Genomic DNA, 15,009 nt, shown 5'->3' on the forward strand with positions numbered 1-15,009 from the left:
CCACCGGGGCTCTCGATGCCAAGGAAGGCCAGCCGTTCAAGCTCGATATCGAGAAGGCCAAGCCAAGGCGCTGCGCGGGCAAGCTTTGCCCAGCTCGGCGCCACCGGGGCTCTCGATGCCAAGGAAGGCCAGCCGTTCAAGCTCGATATCGAGAAGGCCAAGGCGCTGCTGACCGAGGCCGGGTATCCGGATGGCTTCGAAGCCAACGTGCTGATCGGCACCTTGCCGCATTCGGCGCCGATCGCCCAGAGCATCCAGCAGAACGCGTCCAAGATCGGCGTCAAGCTCAATCTCGAGCGCATGGCCAATGCCCAGCTCTTTGCCCGTATCCGTGGCCGCGAGTTCCAGACCGGCATGCTGGCCTGGCAGACCGGTGTCCCGGATGCGCACGGTAATGCCTCGCGTCTGGTCTATAATCCCGACAACCGTCCGGAAGCCAAGCTGACGCAGATCCCGGCCTGGCGCTCCGCCTACCAGAACGAGGGCTTCAACAACCGGGTGAAGGCAGCCCTTCTGGAAGGCGATCCGGCCAAGCGCAACGAACTTTACTACGCGCTGCAGAAAGACGTCATGCAGCAGGGGCCGATGGCCATCATGTTCCAGATGTACAATACCGTCGGCATGAGCGGTAAGGTCAAGGATTGGACCTGGAACGGCTTCCGCGTCTATTACAACCTCGTCTCGAAATAAGGGACAGGCGTTCATGACGGACCCCACCTTCCCGGTTCCCCGCAGCGATGCGGGGAATGTGGCCAGGCAGAACCCGGCATTCGCCGTGCTGAGCATTTTCGGCAGGACGCTATTGCCGGTGTTCGTGACGCTGTTCGGCCTTGCGGCCCTGACATTCTTCATCGGCAGGATGCTGCCGATCGATCCCGTCGCTTCTATCCTCGGCGACAATGCCACGCAGGAAGCCTACGAGAAGATGTCTCGAGCGCTCGGCATGGACAAGCCGCTCTGGTACCAGTTCGGCGTCTACGTGAAGGGTATTCTGTCGTTTGATTTCGGCGACGCGCTGACCACCGGCAAGCCCGTGATGGAAGACATCGCCCGCGTGTTTCCCGCCACCATCGAGCTTGCCACCCTGGCGATCGTCATCGGCACGGGCCTTGGCATACCCGCCGGCGTGCTGTCGGCCATGTACCGCAATTCCTGGCTCGACAATACCATCCGCTTCACGGGCCTGATCGGTTATTCGGCGCCGAATTTCTGGCTCGGCCTGATGGGCCTGGTGCTGTTCTACGCGACGCTCGGCTGGATCGGCGGGCCGGGGCGTATCGATTTCATCTATGAAGTCGACCTAGAGCCGGTCACTGGCTTCCATCTGATCGACAGCGCGCTTGCCGGCAACTGGGAAATATTCCGCAACGTTTTCGGCCACATCATCCTGCCCGCCTCGATCCTCGGTTTCGGCGCACTGGCCTATATCAGCCGCATGACGCGCAGCTTCATGATCGAGCAACTGGCGCAGGAATACATCGTCACGGCCCGCGTCAAGGGCGTGTCCTGGGCGCGCACCGTCTGGGTGCATGCGTTCCGCAACGTCGCCGTTCAGGTGCTCACCGTCGTGGCGCTATCCTATGCCTTCCTGCTCGAAGGTGCCGTGCTGACCGAGACGGTGTTCGCCTGGCCGGGCTTCGGCCGCTATCTCACAAATGCGCTCCTGGTCGGTGACATGAATGCCGTCGTCGGCTGCTCGCTGCTGGTCGGCGTCATCTTCGTCACCCTCAACCTCATCTGCGATCTCCTTTATCGCGTCTTCGATCCCAGAACCCGGTGAGGCAGCCATGACGGATAAGTCCCTTTCGCAGATCGCAGACCCAGCAATGCCCGCTGCCGGCCTCGGTGCATGGCTGCGGGCGCCGGTGCCGACCTCGCCCTTTCATGCCCGCATGCAGCAACTGTGGCTGCAATGGCGGCGGCTGCGGTCCAACGCGTCGGCGCTGTTTGGTCTTTGCGTCGTCGTCGTCATGCTTTTAGCGGCGCTGCTGGCGCCCATTCTGGCAACGCATGACATCTACGAGCAGAACCTTGCCGCGCGGCTGCTGGCACCCTCCTTCCAGCATTGGCTCGGCACAGACGAGCTTGGTCGCGATGTCTATAGCCGCCTGCTGTTCGGCGCCCGCATCACCCTCTACATCGCGCTTCTGACGACCGTCATCGTCGCGCCGATCGGTCTCATCGTCGGCACCACGGCAGGTTATCTCGGCGGCTGGGTCGATACGGTGCTGATGCGCATCGTCGATGTGTTCCTGGCCTTCCCGAACCTCATCCTGGCGCTGGCCTTCGTCGCAGCGCTCGGACCGGGCATCCAGAATGCCATCATCGCCATCTCGCTTGCCTCCTGGCCGCCGATCGCCCGCCTGGCGCGCGCCGAGACGCTGACGATCCGCAAGTCCGATTATATTGCCGCCATGCGCCTTCAGGGCGCATCCAGTGCGCGGATCATTTTCGGACACATCATGCCCATGTGCATCCCGTCGGTGGTGGTGCGCGTCACGCTCAACATGGCAGCCATCATTCTGACTGCTGCCGGCCTCGGCTTTCTCGGGCTTGGCGCCCAGCCTCCAAGCCCGGAATGGGGCACGATGCTGTCTTCAGGCCGCGAATTCGTGATGACCAGCTGGTGGATCGCCGCCATTCCCGGCACAGCCATTCTCCTGACCAGCCTCGCCTTCAATCTTCTCGGCGACGGCCTGCGCGACATACTGGATCCCCGCCATGGATAAGCCGCTCATCGACGTCAAGGACTTGAGGATCCGGTTTCACGACGCCCAGCGCAGCCATGATGCCGTGCGGGGCGTCTCGTTCACCATCGGCCGCGAGAAGGTCGGAATTGTCGGCGAATCCGGCTCGGGGAAATCGCTGACCGGCCGGTCGCTCCTGAAGCTGACCCCGAAGGGCGCGGAGATCAGCGCAACGCATATGCGCTTCAAGAATATCGACCTTCTGTCGGCCAGCGAACGGGAAATGCGCAAGATCCGTGGCAACCATATTTCGATGATCCTGCAGGACCCGAAATATTCGCTCAACCCGCTGATGCGGATCGGCAACCAGATCGTCGAAGCCTATCGCCTGCATCACAAGGCGCGGCCGGCCGAGGCGAAGACCAAGGCGCTCGCCATGCTGGAGGCCGTCCAGATCCGCGATCCGGACCGGGTGTTCAAGCTCTTCCCGCACGAAGTATCGGGCGGCATGGGGCAACGTATCATGATCGCCATGATGCTTATCCCGGAGCCGGATCTGATCATCGCCGACGAACCGACCTCCGCTCTCGATGTGACGGTGCGCCGGCAGGTTCTCACCATTCTCGACGAACTGGTCACCCGTCGCGGCACCGGACTGATGTTCATCAGCCATGACCTCAATCTCGTCGCCAGTTTCTGCGACCGGGTTCTGGTCATGTATGCCGGCCGGATCATGGAGGATCTGCCGGCGAGCGAACTGCACAACGCCCGGCACCCCTACACGCAGTCCCTGCTCGAAAGCCTGCCGCGGCTCGATGTCGCCGTTGAGAACCTCACGGTGCCGGTGCGGGACCCAAGCTGGCTCGACGGCCCCGTCTATCGCAATGGAGAGCTCGCATGAAACCGACGAGACCGCTTATCGAGGCCATTGGTCTTTCGATCAGTTTTGGCGCGAAACATGCCCGCACCCGTGTGGTGGACGACGTTTCGTTCCGGATCAACAAGGGTGAGGCCTATGGCCTGATTGGCGAATCCGGTTGCGGCAAGTCGACGATCCTGCGAGCCCTGAGCGGGCTCAACAGCGATTATGACGGTGCCCTGACGCTGACTGACAAGGAATTGCCAAAGACGCGGAGCAAGGATTTCTTCCGCCGCGTGCAGATGGTGTTCCAGGACCCCTATGGCAGCCTCCACCCTCGCAAGATCGTCGAAAAGGTTCTGGCCGAACCGCTCGCCATCCACGGCATCGACCGAGCCTCCGAACGCATCGCCGAAACGCTCGATGCTGTGGGTCTCGGGCCGTCATTCCGCTATCGTTACCCGCACGAGCTTTCCGGTGGCCAGCGGCAGCGCGTTGCGATCGCCCGGGCACTGATCACCGAACCGGAAATCCTGCTGCTCGACGAACCGACTTCGGCGCTCGACGTCTCCGTGCAGGCGGAAATCCTCAACCTCCTGAGACGACTTCGGATCGAGCGCAACCTCACCTACCTCATGGTGTCGCATGACCTTGCCGTCATTGCTCATATCTGCGAGCGCGCGGGCATGATGTATAAGGGCAAGATCATCGAGGAACTGACCTCCCAGCAGATCCGCCAGTCGCAGGCCAGGCAAGACTATACCCGAGAGTTCCTGCAGGCCACGATCGAGGCCGTCGCGAGGCGGGACGAGGCGGTGGCATGACCGCGCTCCAGGCATATGCCATTGACGATGCCGGCGATCCTTCCGGGACATGGGAGCATTTTGCCACGCCCAGCGACGCAGGTCTCCGCGCAGATGCACTCGAAAGGGTGCGCGCCATCGCCGCGTTGCAGGCCACCGACATGTTGCTGGTCATCCGCCATGGCAAAGTGGCTTTTACGCTCGGCGATCCGACGAAGAAATTCCTGTGTCATTCGATCCGCAAGAGCTTTCTGGCGGCGTTGATCGGCGCTGAGGTCGAGAACGGCCGGATCGACCTCTCGAGCACCCTGGAAACCTTGGGTATCGACGACCGCGAGGGGTTGAGCGAGGTTGAAAAGCAGGCGACCGTCTATGATCTGCTGACGGCGCGCTCGGGCATATACCATCCGGCCGGATATGAGACGCCCTGGATGCGCCGGATCAAGGAGCGACGTCATGCCCACGCGCCGGGCACGTTCTGGTGCTACAACAACTGGGATTTCAATGCGCTCGGAACGATTTTCGAAACGCTGACGGGTGAGAGCATTCACCAGGCCTTTGCAAGGCGAATTGCCGGTCCTACCGGCATGCAGGACTTTTTGCTTGCTGACGGACAATCCGGAGGCCGGCAAGACGGCTGGCACGAGAGTTTCGACATCAGCGAGCACCGCGCCTATCCTTTCCGCATGTCCAGCCGGGATCTGGCCCGCTTCGGGCAGCTTTTCCTGCGCCACGGCGTCTGGAATTCGGCTCAGGTTCTGCCGATCGGCTGGGTGCAGGAATGTGTCCTGCCCTATTCGCATGCAGGCACGCATGGCGCCTATGGTTACATGTGGTGGCTCGAACGGGACGGCGTTTTCCTGCCGGGCGTGGTGACGCCAAAGGGCAGCTATGCCGCAATGGGGGCCGGGGGACATTATTGCCTTGTGATGCCCGCGCTCGACATGGTCGTGGTCCATCGCGTCGATACGGAAATATCAGGCCGCCAGGTCAGTGCCTTCGGCTTCGGTCGGTTGCTGCGCCAACTGCTCGCGGCGGTAGACCAGCCTTCCTGACGATAGCCGACATCCAGGTCAGTGATCGCGCTTGTCAGGAGGCGCGAACGCGGCCGCGCGTCTTCAAATCAAGAACCAGCGAGTTTCCCATGAGAACCGTTATCGAGACTATCGCAGACTGGTGTGCCGCCCCGCCGGCGATCTCCGGCGATGCACGCCGGCTTGCCCATCAGGCTATCGCCGACACGATCGCTTGTCTCTATGCCGGTCGTGCCGACAAGAGCACGCTTGCCGTGGCGCAGGCCTTTGGCTGGCTGCGCAATGGTGAGGAACCGCTCGTCACCGGCGGACGTCAGTCGGCCTCGGTGGCCGCGCTGGTCAACGGCACCGCCGCCCATGCCCTGGATTACGACGATAATTTTCGTCCCGGCATGAGCCACGCCTCGGCCGTCATCGTGCCGGCGCTTCTGGCCGTCGCCGGTGGGCTGGGCGTCAGCGGGCGGGCGCTGACGGATGCCTATCTCGCCGCTCTCCAGGCGCAGGCGTTTGTCGGCAGCGGCGTTGCCGGATCGCATTATACTGCCGGGTGGCACGGCACGTCGACGGTCGGCAGTATCGGCACGGCAGCCGGCGTCGCCAAGCTTTTGGGAATGAATGCTGCCGGCATTGCCCGGGCGCTGTCGATGGGCGCCAGCATGGCTTCGGGCACGAAAGGCCAGTTCGGCACGCCGGCAAAGCCCTTCCACGCCGGGATGGCGGCCCGCAATGCCGTGGAGGCAGCGCTTCTGGCCGGGACGGGGCTTCAGGGGCGTCTCGACATTCTCGAGGGTCCGCAAGGCTTCCTGGAAATGTTCGGCGGCGAGGCGCCGAAGGGCTACGACCTTGCGGATATCTCGGGCACACGCGAGCATACGATCGAAACGGTCGGCGTCATGCCGAAATTGCATCCATGTTGTGGCTCGACGCATCTGATCGTCGATGCGGCCCTCGACCTGATGAAGGACGCCCCGATCGATCCGGATGCGATCGTATCCGCCGAATGCCATGTCGGGATCGCCAACTACCGCAACCTTGCCTACCCGCAACCGCGTGACGAGATGGAAGCCCGTTTCTCCATGCAGTATTGCCTGGCACTGGCATTCCGCAACAAGAGCCTGTCGCTGCTCGACTTCACCCCCGCAAGAGTCGGCGTCGTGACGAAAGACCCGCTCCTCGCAAAGATATCGATGACCCACTACAGCGCCGCGGAAGAAGCAAGTGCAACGAGCTACCTGCCGCACCGCTTGCGGATCACCCTCCGCGATGGCCAGGTGTATGGTGTGGAACGGAGCTTTGCACGCGGCGGCCTGTCCGAGCCGTTTTCGGAGGATGACCGCAGGACGAAGTTTGCAGACTGCCTGGAAGGTGTTGCAAACCCCATGTCCATCTATGCCGCTCTCGACGCTTTGGACGAGCAGCCGGACCTGGCATTTCTGGCCCCGGTTTTCGACGGCGGTGCCAGGAATGACCGAGATCTAGCCAGGAAGGGTCGGTAGTCTAGCGGTTGGCTTGCAGCGCGACCTCCTCCGCCTGCCTCCAGAACTGACCGGCCCGCTTGCCGCGCAGACGATGGGAGCGGTAGAGCCTGATTTCGACTTCGATATCGAAGGAGGGATCGGCCGCCCGGACGAGTTGACCGGTCTGCAGTTCCTGAATGGCCAGGCTTTCCGGGATCCACGCAACCCCGTGGCCCGACACGGCCATCGCCTTCAATGCCGCCGACATCGCATTCTCGTAGACCGTATTAAACCGGAGCGCCTTCTTGTCGAAGACGGCATTCGGCAAGGCCTGCGCGAAAAACGAATTGTCCCGGTAGCTGAGGTAGTCGATCAGCCTACCATCGGATTGCACGCCATGCAGCGGATCGCCATTCTCGGCCGGCGCCGACACGGCGATCACCTGCTCGGCTCCAAGCGTCAGATAATCGTGTTCGGAAAGGTCCTGCATCGCGGGAACGGAATCGTGGGCGTAGATCAGCAGAAAGTCGCACTCGTTGCGGAACAGTGTCGCGACATTGTTGGAAAAGGAAGAATAGGCTTCGGTGAAGCGTGTCCGGAACGGCCCTCCCAGCGCCTCGACCTTTTCCATCCAGGCCGGGAAGAATGTCAGTACGAGCGTACTCATCGTCGCAAAGGAGAGGACCTCCTCCGTCGAGCCGTGCGCCTCGATCGTATCTTCGCGCAAGGCGCAGAGCATGTCGACGCTCTTGCGCGCCTTCGGCAAAAAGCTGTAGCCCGCCGGCGTCAGCTTGACGGGATAGGTCGAACGGTCGATCAGCGGCAGGCCCACCCATTGTTCTAGTTGCCGGATACGGCGGCTGAGCGCCGACTGGGTGATGTTTCTGTCATGGGCCGCAAGCGTGAAGTTCATGAAACGCGCCAAGCTGACGAAGTCTTCAAGCCACTTCAGTTCCATCCGGCTTCTCCAACCATTCGCACTGTTTCCAGCCGGTCTTTGCCGACGCAGATATTGCCAAGGCACTGGCGCGACTGAGGATTATGCACAGCGACGGCTATGTAATCAAAGAGAAAGCGAACGTACAATCGCACTCCGACGGTTCATATGCCTCGCGGCTTTGATGCATCGCCCCCGGCGTGAATGGATTCGGCTCTTTGATGTTGTGACTATGCCGTAGCTGTCTTGGAACAGAACTTCTTGACCTCAATGATGAAATCAGGCGGTTCGTTGGTTGCCTTCTTTGATCGGCCAATCGCAAACGCCCTGGGATTCCTCACGCTGCTGATCTGGATCTCCCCAGGGCTCTCGATGCTCAGGCGACGGCTGTCTTTTTCGAAGAAGGCGTGATCGGAAATGTCGGTATCCTGCCGCGGCTTCGACCCGCCCCCGATCTCCCTGACCATCGGTCCGCTGTTCCGGCCGCGACTGGCGAGGATCGGTGTCTCGAGGACTAAACCCTTGCATCCAAGCTTGCCGTCCATATCGTCCGGTCAGCCGCCCGTGTCATCTTGTCGAAGCAACTGTGGTTGCAAACAAAGGTGGTTCGCAACGCGTCCATGAACTCCATCACGCGATGTTGCTCCTGAACTCCGATGTAAACGTCACTCTGTTATGTGACTCGAACCCTCTCAACTCGACCCCGCCTTTTGAGCAAATGCCTATAGCTTTTGCGGCCGTATGCCTGCAGCAAGGCACCCCGACGGAGTAGCTTGCCGTCATCAGTGTGGTCCAGTTGATTGGCGCGGTTCTTGCTTGGCGTCACCTCGAACATAAAGGTAGCCTCCTCAATGACCGATGCCGCTCGCCCGGCTATTGCCCACTTGGCTGGCTCCACGGCGATGATCCAGAAATCCCCGCCGCTGGTGACTTCCAACAAGGCGCGACGTCGTCACGGGCCGGAAACGCGGTGCGGTCGCGCGCATGCAGGAGATTTCGAACAGCACTGGTTCAGCAGACCAACATCGACCAAAAAAGAAGGGGAACGAAAATGACTGGGAAACATGAATCAGACACGCCGTGCGACTGCTGCGGGGAACCGATTGAGCCGCGGTTCGGCCGCCGCTCCCTGCTGTTGGGTGCGAGCGGCATCGCCTGCACGGGAGTGTTCGGACTTGCAGCGCCGGCTCTGATTGCACCAAGCCCGGCACGCGCGCAGCAATCCGCGCCGCGGGCCTTGCCGGACCGCCGGGAATATCTCATCAAGGGCGGCTCGCTGCTGACCGTAGATGAGAAGCTTGGGAATATCGAAGGCGCCGACATTCACGTCCGCAACGGCGAGATCGTGGCGATCGGAGCGAATCTCCAGGCTCCCGGCGCGGAGGTCATTGATGCATCGCGCATGATCGTCATGCCGGGAATGATCGATACGCATTTCCACATCTGGACCAGCATCATGCGCAACATGCTGGCGCCGGGTCTGGAATATTTCGGTGTCAAGCGCGCCTTCGTGCCACAGATGACGCCGCAGGCTTTTTATGCGAGCGATATGCTGGCCATGGCCGAAAGCCTGAACGCCGGCGTGACGACCCTGCATAACTATTGCCACCACGTCATGTCGCAGGAGACTGTGGAAGCCGAAATGCGGGCGCATAAGGATTCCGGGATGCGGGCGCTGTTCACCTTCGGCCATCACGATCAGCTCGCGAAGGACAAGCTCATCGACCTCGAACTTGCGGGGCACATCCAGAAGCAATGGTTCGATGCGAACTCGCCATTCGAAAAGCTGGTTTCCTTCGGTCTGAATTCCCGCGGCCCGGCCACTCTGACCGAAAAGCTGTTCCGCACCGAAATGGACTGGGCATTCGAACGCGGTCTGCCGGTAGCCATGCATGCCGGCCAAGGCGGCTACAGCTACGGCGTCGTCCCCCTGAAGACATGGGGTTATCTCGGCCCCAAGACGATCATCGTGCATTTCGTCCATGCAAAGCCCGAAGACCGTGCTGCGATGGCCGAAACCGGCGCGCCGCTCAGCTACTCGGTGCATTCCGAGCTGCGGCTGGGAAACTCCGGTTACCAGGCGCAGCAGCTCGTGCATATGTTCAATGACGGCGTCAACGTTTCGCTGTCTTTCGACGCCAACGCGCTTGCGCCGATCGACATGTTCGAATCCATGTCGTCGGCCTGGTACATGGGTATCCCGTTCAAAGGGCTGGACACGGAAAAGTCGAAGCCGATCAACTTCGCCGATGTCATCAAAATGGGGACGATAAATAGCGCGAAGGCGCTGGGCATTGCCGACAGGACCGGATCGCTTACGGTCGGCAAACGAGCCGACATCGTGCTCGTTCGCGCCGACGACCTCAACATGCTGCCCTACGGCCGGCCGGAAGCCATGATCGGTCGCACCGCGCGCGCCGCCAACGTGGATACGGTGCTTGTTGATGGCCGGGTCATGAAACGAGGCGGAAAGCTGGTCGGCCTCGATGTGGAGCGCATCAAGGAGGAGGCCGTGCGTGAAGCCTACGACCTGCGCAAGCGCGCCGGGGGCGATATGGCCGCGCTGAGTGATTGGGCCAAGATTCACTAGCCCATTACCCCGCTTGCAACCCGCCTTGGTAGGGGGAAGATGGCGGCCGCACCCCGAGCGGCTTCATTGACCCCTAAAAATCAACACGGCCATCCAAGTTACAATGGCCGTGTTTTTGCAAGAAGATCGAAATCTCCCGCCTTTGGCGAGTGCCTCGCCATGTAGGTGCTCATCATTTCTTTGCGGGGAGAGCTATCCGGCTTACGCTTTACTGGCAGGTTCTCTCTTTCTCGCCTGTAGAGCTAGTTTTCACTCTGCTTACCTGGGGATATGGGCAATACAGATAGCGAGCACCGACCAATGCTTTCGCTTCGCTGTTCTTTTGGGTGATGCCTGCTGAGACGCCCTGAGGAGCAATCCCTTTCTCAACCCAATCCACGAGCGGGGAGAAGAAATCAAAGTCATCGTAGGATGGACCGCCGGCACCGTGAGGCATCCCTGGTATCCGGTAAAACTTGACAAAGGACTGCGCCGCGCCTTTGTTGTTGGCATCGAGTTTCTGATACCAATTGACCGTATCGAGCACCGAAAACACCGGGTCGGCGTTGCCGTGAATCACGATCATCTTGTGCCCGGCATCGCGGAAGTCCTTTAAATCCGGATTGTCAGAGCGTGGCGGGATCATAAACTCGACTGCGGATTCGGTCATCACTCCGTCTTTGGCGAAGATCTTAGACGACTCGGATTTGATGTCGAACTCGAGAAGGAACTTCTGAAGTTCTTCCGGCGTGCCGCCGACGGGTGTAGGCGGTGTCGTGAAAATCTGTGCAAGGGAAGCCGCTCCCATTACTCCGATCGTGGGTCTACGACCCCACGAATCAACCGCGCTTTCAAGTTTCCATCCACGCCAGTTAGCCGAGGCCATTCCCGGATCCCAGGCCCAGGCGCTGTAGAGCTGTTCGTCCTTGGGTCCACGTGGACCGGCGTGGCTCGCCAAAAGAGCGGTGACCTGGGCTTCGCTGAGGCAATCACCAGTCCTGCCATTCGCGCATTGGAGGACCTGGGGCTTAAATGATGTCTCGCAAGAATCCGGGTCGCCTACGATCCCGTCCGCCAGCCCATCGGATGCATCGCATGCCGCTAGAATGCCTTTCGCAAGTGTGGCCATATCCTCTCGCGAAAACGCCTTGGAAATGTCGCTGTTAACCTTGGCCCAAGATTGGATGTCGAGGGCATGTTGGAGAGCGGCCCTTGGAAGATTGAAGCCAGGATAGCCTGCAAGGATACCATCGAAGTCGTTTGGCATGCGGGTAGCAGCCATCAGGCCATGTCGCCCCCCGTTGGAGCCCCCGACCCCATAGCTGAAAGCGATTTTCTTACCGTAGTGAGTTTCCACGAGATTGACGGCAATCGGGTTGAGCTTGGCGACCGCCCCGTATCCATAATCTCTCCGCGCCTCGGGATCGAACCCGAACGCTGCTCCGGCGGCGAGCCCCCGGTCGGGATTGGCTTTGCCGTCATGCCCTGCATCGCTCGAAACGACCGCGTAACCTCGCGCAAGAGCGGTGTCCTGCTTGTTGCCTCCGAGTAATGGTCCGACAGCCGGAACGACAGTTCCGTCGTTCCCTCCGTTGAACTGGTGGACGTACCGCCCGTTCCATTCATCGGGAAGACGCAACTCGAAGCGTATCCCGTAGGACACCCCGTCTGTTCCCTTGCGCGCGCCGACGATGCCGCGAACCAGGCAGTGCCCAACCGGGATGTCGTTGGTGGGATTTGTCTTTGCGCTCTCGGTTATCGTGATACCGACAGATTCAGTTTTTGCCTTCAAGTTCTCGCATTCGACACCCGCGTTGGCAGGTGAGTGCCAAACGAATGGGATAAGACCCGCCAGGGCGATTAGATAGATAGTCTTTCTCATGCCTTCCTCCTCCACATCTGCACGCCCGGTCGCCGCGCAATCTTGTCCGATAGCCACTCAACGGATGCCCGTGACAAGATGATCCGCCGAATGGGCCGTCATCTCCCGTAACCCTCGGTCCATCGCTCTCCGTCCCGCGGACGTGGCGGGAGCGCTAGCGAAAATCATCGGCCAGTACGTCATCCGGAATGTTCTGGTAGCTGATCGGCTTCAAAAATCTCAAGATTGACATCGGCTTCTTCGCAAGACCGCTATCGCCTTCGGTGACAGGAAGCCGGTCGCTTAACGCCCATTCTCCTTGCGCCAGATTTCGTACCTGGTTTGATATTCCTCTTTCGTCCCCGGATACAGGCCAATGATGGCTTCGCCCGCTTTGACCTGTTCGAGTACGAAATCTTCGTAGCTTTCCATTCCGGTGCACTCGTCGGCGAGTTCGTCGGCGAGATGGGCCGGGATCACCATGACACCGTCTCGGTCTCCGACCAAGACATCACCTGGGAAAACCGGCGCGTCACCGCATGAGATCGGAACATTGATGTCGAGTGCTTCGTGAAGTGTCAGGTTGGTCGGCGCCGAGGGTTTGGCGTAGTACGCGGGCATGTCCAGTTCGCCGATGCCTGTCGCATCTCGAAATCCTCCATCGGAGACTACGCCCGCTGCACCGCGCAACGCCAGACGGGTTATCAGGATCGACCCTGCGGTGGCGGCGCGGGCGTCCTTGCGCGCGTCCATCACCAGAACCCAACCCGGAGGGCACGTCTCCATGGCGACGCGCTGCGGGTGCTTGGGGTCACGGAATATCGTGATCGGATTCCGATCTTCCCGCGCAGGAATATAGCGCAACGTAAAGGCCTGCCCGACCATGTTTTCCGTCTTGGGCGCGACCGGAAGCACACCCTGGATGAACTGGTTTCGCAGCCCGCGTTTGTAGAGGGCCGTCGCGATCGAGGCTGTGGAGATTTTTTTATACTTCGCCCGAGTGGCGTCGGAAAGGGTGTAGTCCGTCATGGTGACCTCAGTAGATGTCGGGTTCGCCCGCGGTGCGGCCGAAATCGGATTGAAGGAAATCAAAGTCGCAGCCCTTGTCGGCCTGCGTGACGTGGCGTGAGAACATCCACCCATAGCCGCGTTCGAAACGCGGCTCGGGAGCTCGCCATTCGGCGCGTCGGCGCGCCTGCTCCTGGTCGCTGACGAGCATGTCCAGGCGACGGTTGGGAAGGTCGAGACGGACCATATCCCCCGTCTTGAGCAACGCCAGCGGTCCGCCGACGTAGCTTTCCGGAGAGACGTGCAGGACGCACGCGCCGTATGATGTACCCGACATGCGCGCGTCGGAGATGCGGAGCATGTCGCGGTGGCCCTGTTCGATCAGCGCCTTGGGTATCGGTAGCATGCCCCATTCGGGGAACCCGGGACCGCCTTGGGGGCCGGCGTTGCGCAGGACCAGGACGTGATCGGGGGTGACATCGAGGTCCTCGTCGTCGACAGCCTTTTTCATGTCCGGATAGCTGTCGAAGACCAGTGCGGGGCCTTCGTGCTGGTAAAATCTCGGATCGCAAGCGGCAGGCTTGATGACGGCTCCGTCGGGACAAAGATTGCCGCGCAGCACAGCCAGTGAACCTTCGTGGTAGACGGGGTTCGACAGCGGACGAATGACGTCGGAGTTGAACACCTGCGCGCCTTCGAGGTTTTCACCCATCGTTCGCCCGGTCACGGTTACGGCCGAAAGATCAAGTCTGTCGCCGAGTTGGGCCATGAGAGCCCTGAGGCCGCCCGCGTAATAGAAGTCCTCCATCAGATAGTCCTTCCCCGAGGGGCGGACATTGGCAATCAGGGGGGTAACCCTGCCAAGGGCGTCGAGATCGTCGAGCGACAGATTGACGCCAGCTCGTCGCGCCATGGCGATCAAGTGAACCACGGCGTTGGTGGAACAACCTGTCGCCATCGCAACGATTGCGGCATTCCGGCAGGCCGCTTCGGTGATGATGCGGTCAGGAGTAAGGTCCTCCCAAACCATCTCGACAATTCGGCGGCCGCTGTCCGCTCCCATACGCTGGTGATTGGAGTCGACCGCCGGGATGGAGGAAGCTCCTGGAAGGCTCAGGCCCATGGAGTCCGCGATCGCGGTCATCGTGCTGGCTGTCCCCATCGTCATGCACGTCCCGGCCGAACGGGCGATACCGCCTTCGACGCCGAGCCACTCCGCGTCCGATATGTTACCCGCTCGCCTTTCGTCCCAGAATTTCCAGGCATCCGAGCCGGAGCCCAGAATCCTGCCCGCGTAGTTGCCCCGTAGCATCGGGCCTGCAGGCAGGAAAATCATCGGCACGCCTGCCGAGATTGCGCCCATGACCAGGCCGGGAGTAGTCTTGTCGCATCCGCCCATCAGAACGACGCCGTCGAGCGGATGCGAGCGGATCATCTCCTCCGTTTCCATTGCCAGCATGTTGCGGTAGAGCATTGACGTCGGCTTGGTGAAACTTTCGTCCACCGAAAGCGCGGGCATCTCGACAGGGAATCCGCCTGCCTGCAACACACCCCGCTCGACGTCCACGACCCTTTCCTTGAAATGGGCGTGGCAGGTGTTGAGTTTTGACCAGGTGTTCAGGATTCCGATAAACGGCTTTTTGCCGAAATCCTTGTCGGAGTAACCTAGCTGCATCATCCGCGAACGGTGACCGAAGCTTCGGAGGTCGTCGGGGGCAAACCACCGCGCGCTTCGAAGCGATGATGGCGTCTTGTTATTCTGCATGGATAAGACTTTCTTCCGGGAGAACGGCG

Annotated in this window: 13 protein-coding genes; 8 read left to right on the forward strand and 5 right to left on the reverse strand. The window is 60.9% G+C overall.

Translation table 11 applies throughout. The features are described from left to right. Positions 1-15: 15 nt before the first annotated feature. From ACZ9EJ_RS25490 to ACZ9EJ_RS25520, 7 genes are all read left to right on the forward strand, one after another. Complete coding sequence (locus ACZ9EJ_RS25490) at positions 16-690, forward strand: ABC transporter substrate-binding protein (protein ID WP_476100066.1); 675 nt, start codon at positions 16-18, stop codon at positions 688-690. A gap of 13 nt (positions 691-703) precedes the next feature. Further along, positions 704-1,780, forward strand: coding sequence for an ABC transporter permease (locus tag ACZ9EJ_RS25495; protein ID WP_080955793.1), 1,077 nt, complete (start codon positions 704-706; stop codon positions 1,778-1,780). 46 nt (positions 1,781-1,826) lie between these two features. Further along, on the forward strand, positions 1,827-2,729 hold the full coding sequence (gene nikC / locus ACZ9EJ_RS25500) for a nickel transporter permease (RefSeq protein ID WP_046630418.1): 903 nt from the start codon (positions 1,827-1,829) through the stop codon (positions 2,727-2,729). Then, positions 2,722-3,588, forward strand: a complete 867-nt coding sequence (locus ACZ9EJ_RS25505) for an ABC transporter ATP-binding protein (protein WP_046641339.1) — start codon at positions 2,722-2,724, stop codon at positions 3,586-3,588. Before nikC ends, ACZ9EJ_RS25505 begins: the two co-directional genes overlap by 8 nt. Continuing rightward, complete coding sequence (locus ACZ9EJ_RS25510; RefSeq protein WP_046641340.1) at positions 3,585-4,370, forward strand: ABC transporter ATP-binding protein; 786 nt, start codon at positions 3,585-3,587, stop codon at positions 4,368-4,370. The genes ACZ9EJ_RS25505 and ACZ9EJ_RS25510 overlap by 4 nt, the downstream gene beginning before the upstream one ends. Further along, a complete protein-coding gene (locus tag ACZ9EJ_RS25515; RefSeq protein WP_046641341.1) occupies positions 4,367-5,404 on the forward strand; it encodes a serine hydrolase domain-containing protein in 1,038 nt (345 codons plus the stop codon). Before ACZ9EJ_RS25510 ends, ACZ9EJ_RS25515 begins: the two co-directional genes overlap by 4 nt. A gap of 89 nt (positions 5,405-5,493) precedes the next feature. After that, a complete protein-coding gene (locus ACZ9EJ_RS25520; protein WP_046630141.1) occupies positions 5,494-6,879 on the forward strand; it encodes an MmgE/PrpD family protein in 1,386 nt (461 codons plus the stop codon). A 1-nt stretch (position 6,880) separates the two neighbouring features. On the opposite strand, the gene ACZ9EJ_RS25525 is transcribed toward ACZ9EJ_RS25520, so the two are convergent. Both ACZ9EJ_RS25525 and ACZ9EJ_RS25530 read right to left on the reverse strand, forming a co-directional pair. Further along, on the reverse strand, positions 6,881-7,798 hold the full coding sequence (locus ACZ9EJ_RS25525; RefSeq protein ID WP_046630142.1) for a LysR family transcriptional regulator: 918 nt from the start codon (positions 7,796-7,798) through the stop codon (positions 6,881-6,883). 209 nt (positions 7,799-8,007) lie between these two features. Beyond that, entirely contained in the window at positions 8,008-8,322 is a 315-nt protein-coding gene (locus ACZ9EJ_RS25530; protein ID WP_046641342.1) for a hypothetical protein, read from the reverse strand. Positions 8,323-8,564: 242 nt separating this feature from the next. Between ACZ9EJ_RS25530 and ACZ9EJ_RS25535 the strand changes: the two genes are divergently transcribed. Beyond that, the gene (locus ACZ9EJ_RS25535; protein ID WP_255742387.1) at positions 8,565-10,367 is read left to right on the forward strand and encodes an amidohydrolase family protein; all 1,803 of its coding nucleotides are present in this window, start codon (positions 8,565-8,567) and stop codon (positions 10,365-10,367) included. Between the two features lie 208 nt (positions 10,368-10,575). Here ACZ9EJ_RS25535 and ACZ9EJ_RS25540 read toward each other — a convergent pair whose 3' ends face one another. The 3 genes from ACZ9EJ_RS25540 to araD all read right to left on the reverse strand — a co-directional run bounded on the left by ACZ9EJ_RS25540 (position 10,576) and on the right by araD (position 14,980). Next, entirely contained in the window at positions 10,576-12,228 is a 1,653-nt protein-coding gene (locus ACZ9EJ_RS25540; RefSeq protein WP_046641344.1) for a tannase/feruloyl esterase family alpha/beta hydrolase, read from the reverse strand. A gap of 282 nt (positions 12,229-12,510) precedes the next feature. Beyond that, complete coding sequence (locus ACZ9EJ_RS25545; RefSeq protein ID WP_046641345.1) at positions 12,511-13,236, reverse strand: ribonuclease activity regulator RraA; 726 nt, start codon at positions 13,234-13,236, stop codon at positions 12,511-12,513. A 7-nt stretch (positions 13,237-13,243) separates the two neighbouring features. After that, positions 13,244-14,980: an L-arabinonate dehydratase gene (gene araD / locus ACZ9EJ_RS25550; RefSeq protein ID WP_046641347.1), complete on the reverse strand. Its 1,737-nt coding sequence runs from the start codon at positions 14,978-14,980 to the stop codon at positions 13,244-13,246. Between the last annotated feature and the right edge of the window lie 29 nt (positions 14,981-15,009).

Source organism: Neorhizobium sp. USDA 3394 (assembly GCF_056280385.1).

What these genes read in the sequence shown, in the direction of transcription:
- ACZ9EJ_RS25490 (WP_476100066.1), top strand. Translation starts at nt 16, where the DNA reads ATGCCAAGGAAGGCCAGCCGTTCAAGCTCGATATCGAGAAGGCCAAGC.
- ACZ9EJ_RS25495 (WP_080955793.1), top strand. Translation starts at nt 704, where the DNA reads ATGACGGACCCCACCTTCCCGGTTCCCCGCAGCGATGCGGGGAATGTG.
- nikC (WP_046630418.1), top strand. Translation starts at nt 1,827, where the DNA reads ATGCCCGCTGCCGGCCTCGGTGCATGGCTGCGGGCGCCGGTGCCGACC.
- ACZ9EJ_RS25505 (WP_046641339.1), top strand. Translation starts at nt 2,722, where the DNA reads ATGGATAAGCCGCTCATCGACGTCAAGGACTTGAGGATCCGGTTTCAC.
- ACZ9EJ_RS25510 (WP_046641340.1), top strand. Translation starts at nt 3,585, where the DNA reads ATGAAACCGACGAGACCGCTTATCGAGGCCATTGGTCTTTCGATCAGT.
- ACZ9EJ_RS25515 (WP_046641341.1), top strand. Translation starts at nt 4,367, where the DNA reads ATGACCGCGCTCCAGGCATATGCCATTGACGATGCCGGCGATCCTTCC.
- ACZ9EJ_RS25520 (WP_046630141.1), top strand. Translation starts at nt 5,494, where the DNA reads ATGAGAACCGTTATCGAGACTATCGCAGACTGGTGTGCCGCCCCGCCG.
- ACZ9EJ_RS25525 (WP_046630142.1), bottom strand. Translation starts at nt 7,798, where the DNA reads ATGGAACTGAAGTGGCTTGAAGACTTCGTCAGCTTGGCGCGTTTCATG.
- ACZ9EJ_RS25530 (WP_046641342.1), bottom strand. Translation starts at nt 8,322, where the DNA reads ATGGACGGCAAGCTTGGATGCAAGGGTTTAGTCCTCGAGACACCGATC.
- ACZ9EJ_RS25540 (WP_046641344.1), bottom strand. Translation starts at nt 12,228, where the DNA reads ATGAGAAAGACTATCTATCTAATCGCCCTGGCGGGTCTTATCCCATTC.
- ACZ9EJ_RS25545 (WP_046641345.1), bottom strand. Translation starts at nt 13,236, where the DNA reads ATGACGGACTACACCCTTTCCGACGCCACTCGGGCGAAGTATAAAAAA.
- araD (WP_046641347.1), bottom strand. Translation starts at nt 14,980, where the DNA reads ATGCAGAATAACAAGACGCCATCATCGCTTCGAAGCGCGCGGTGGTTT.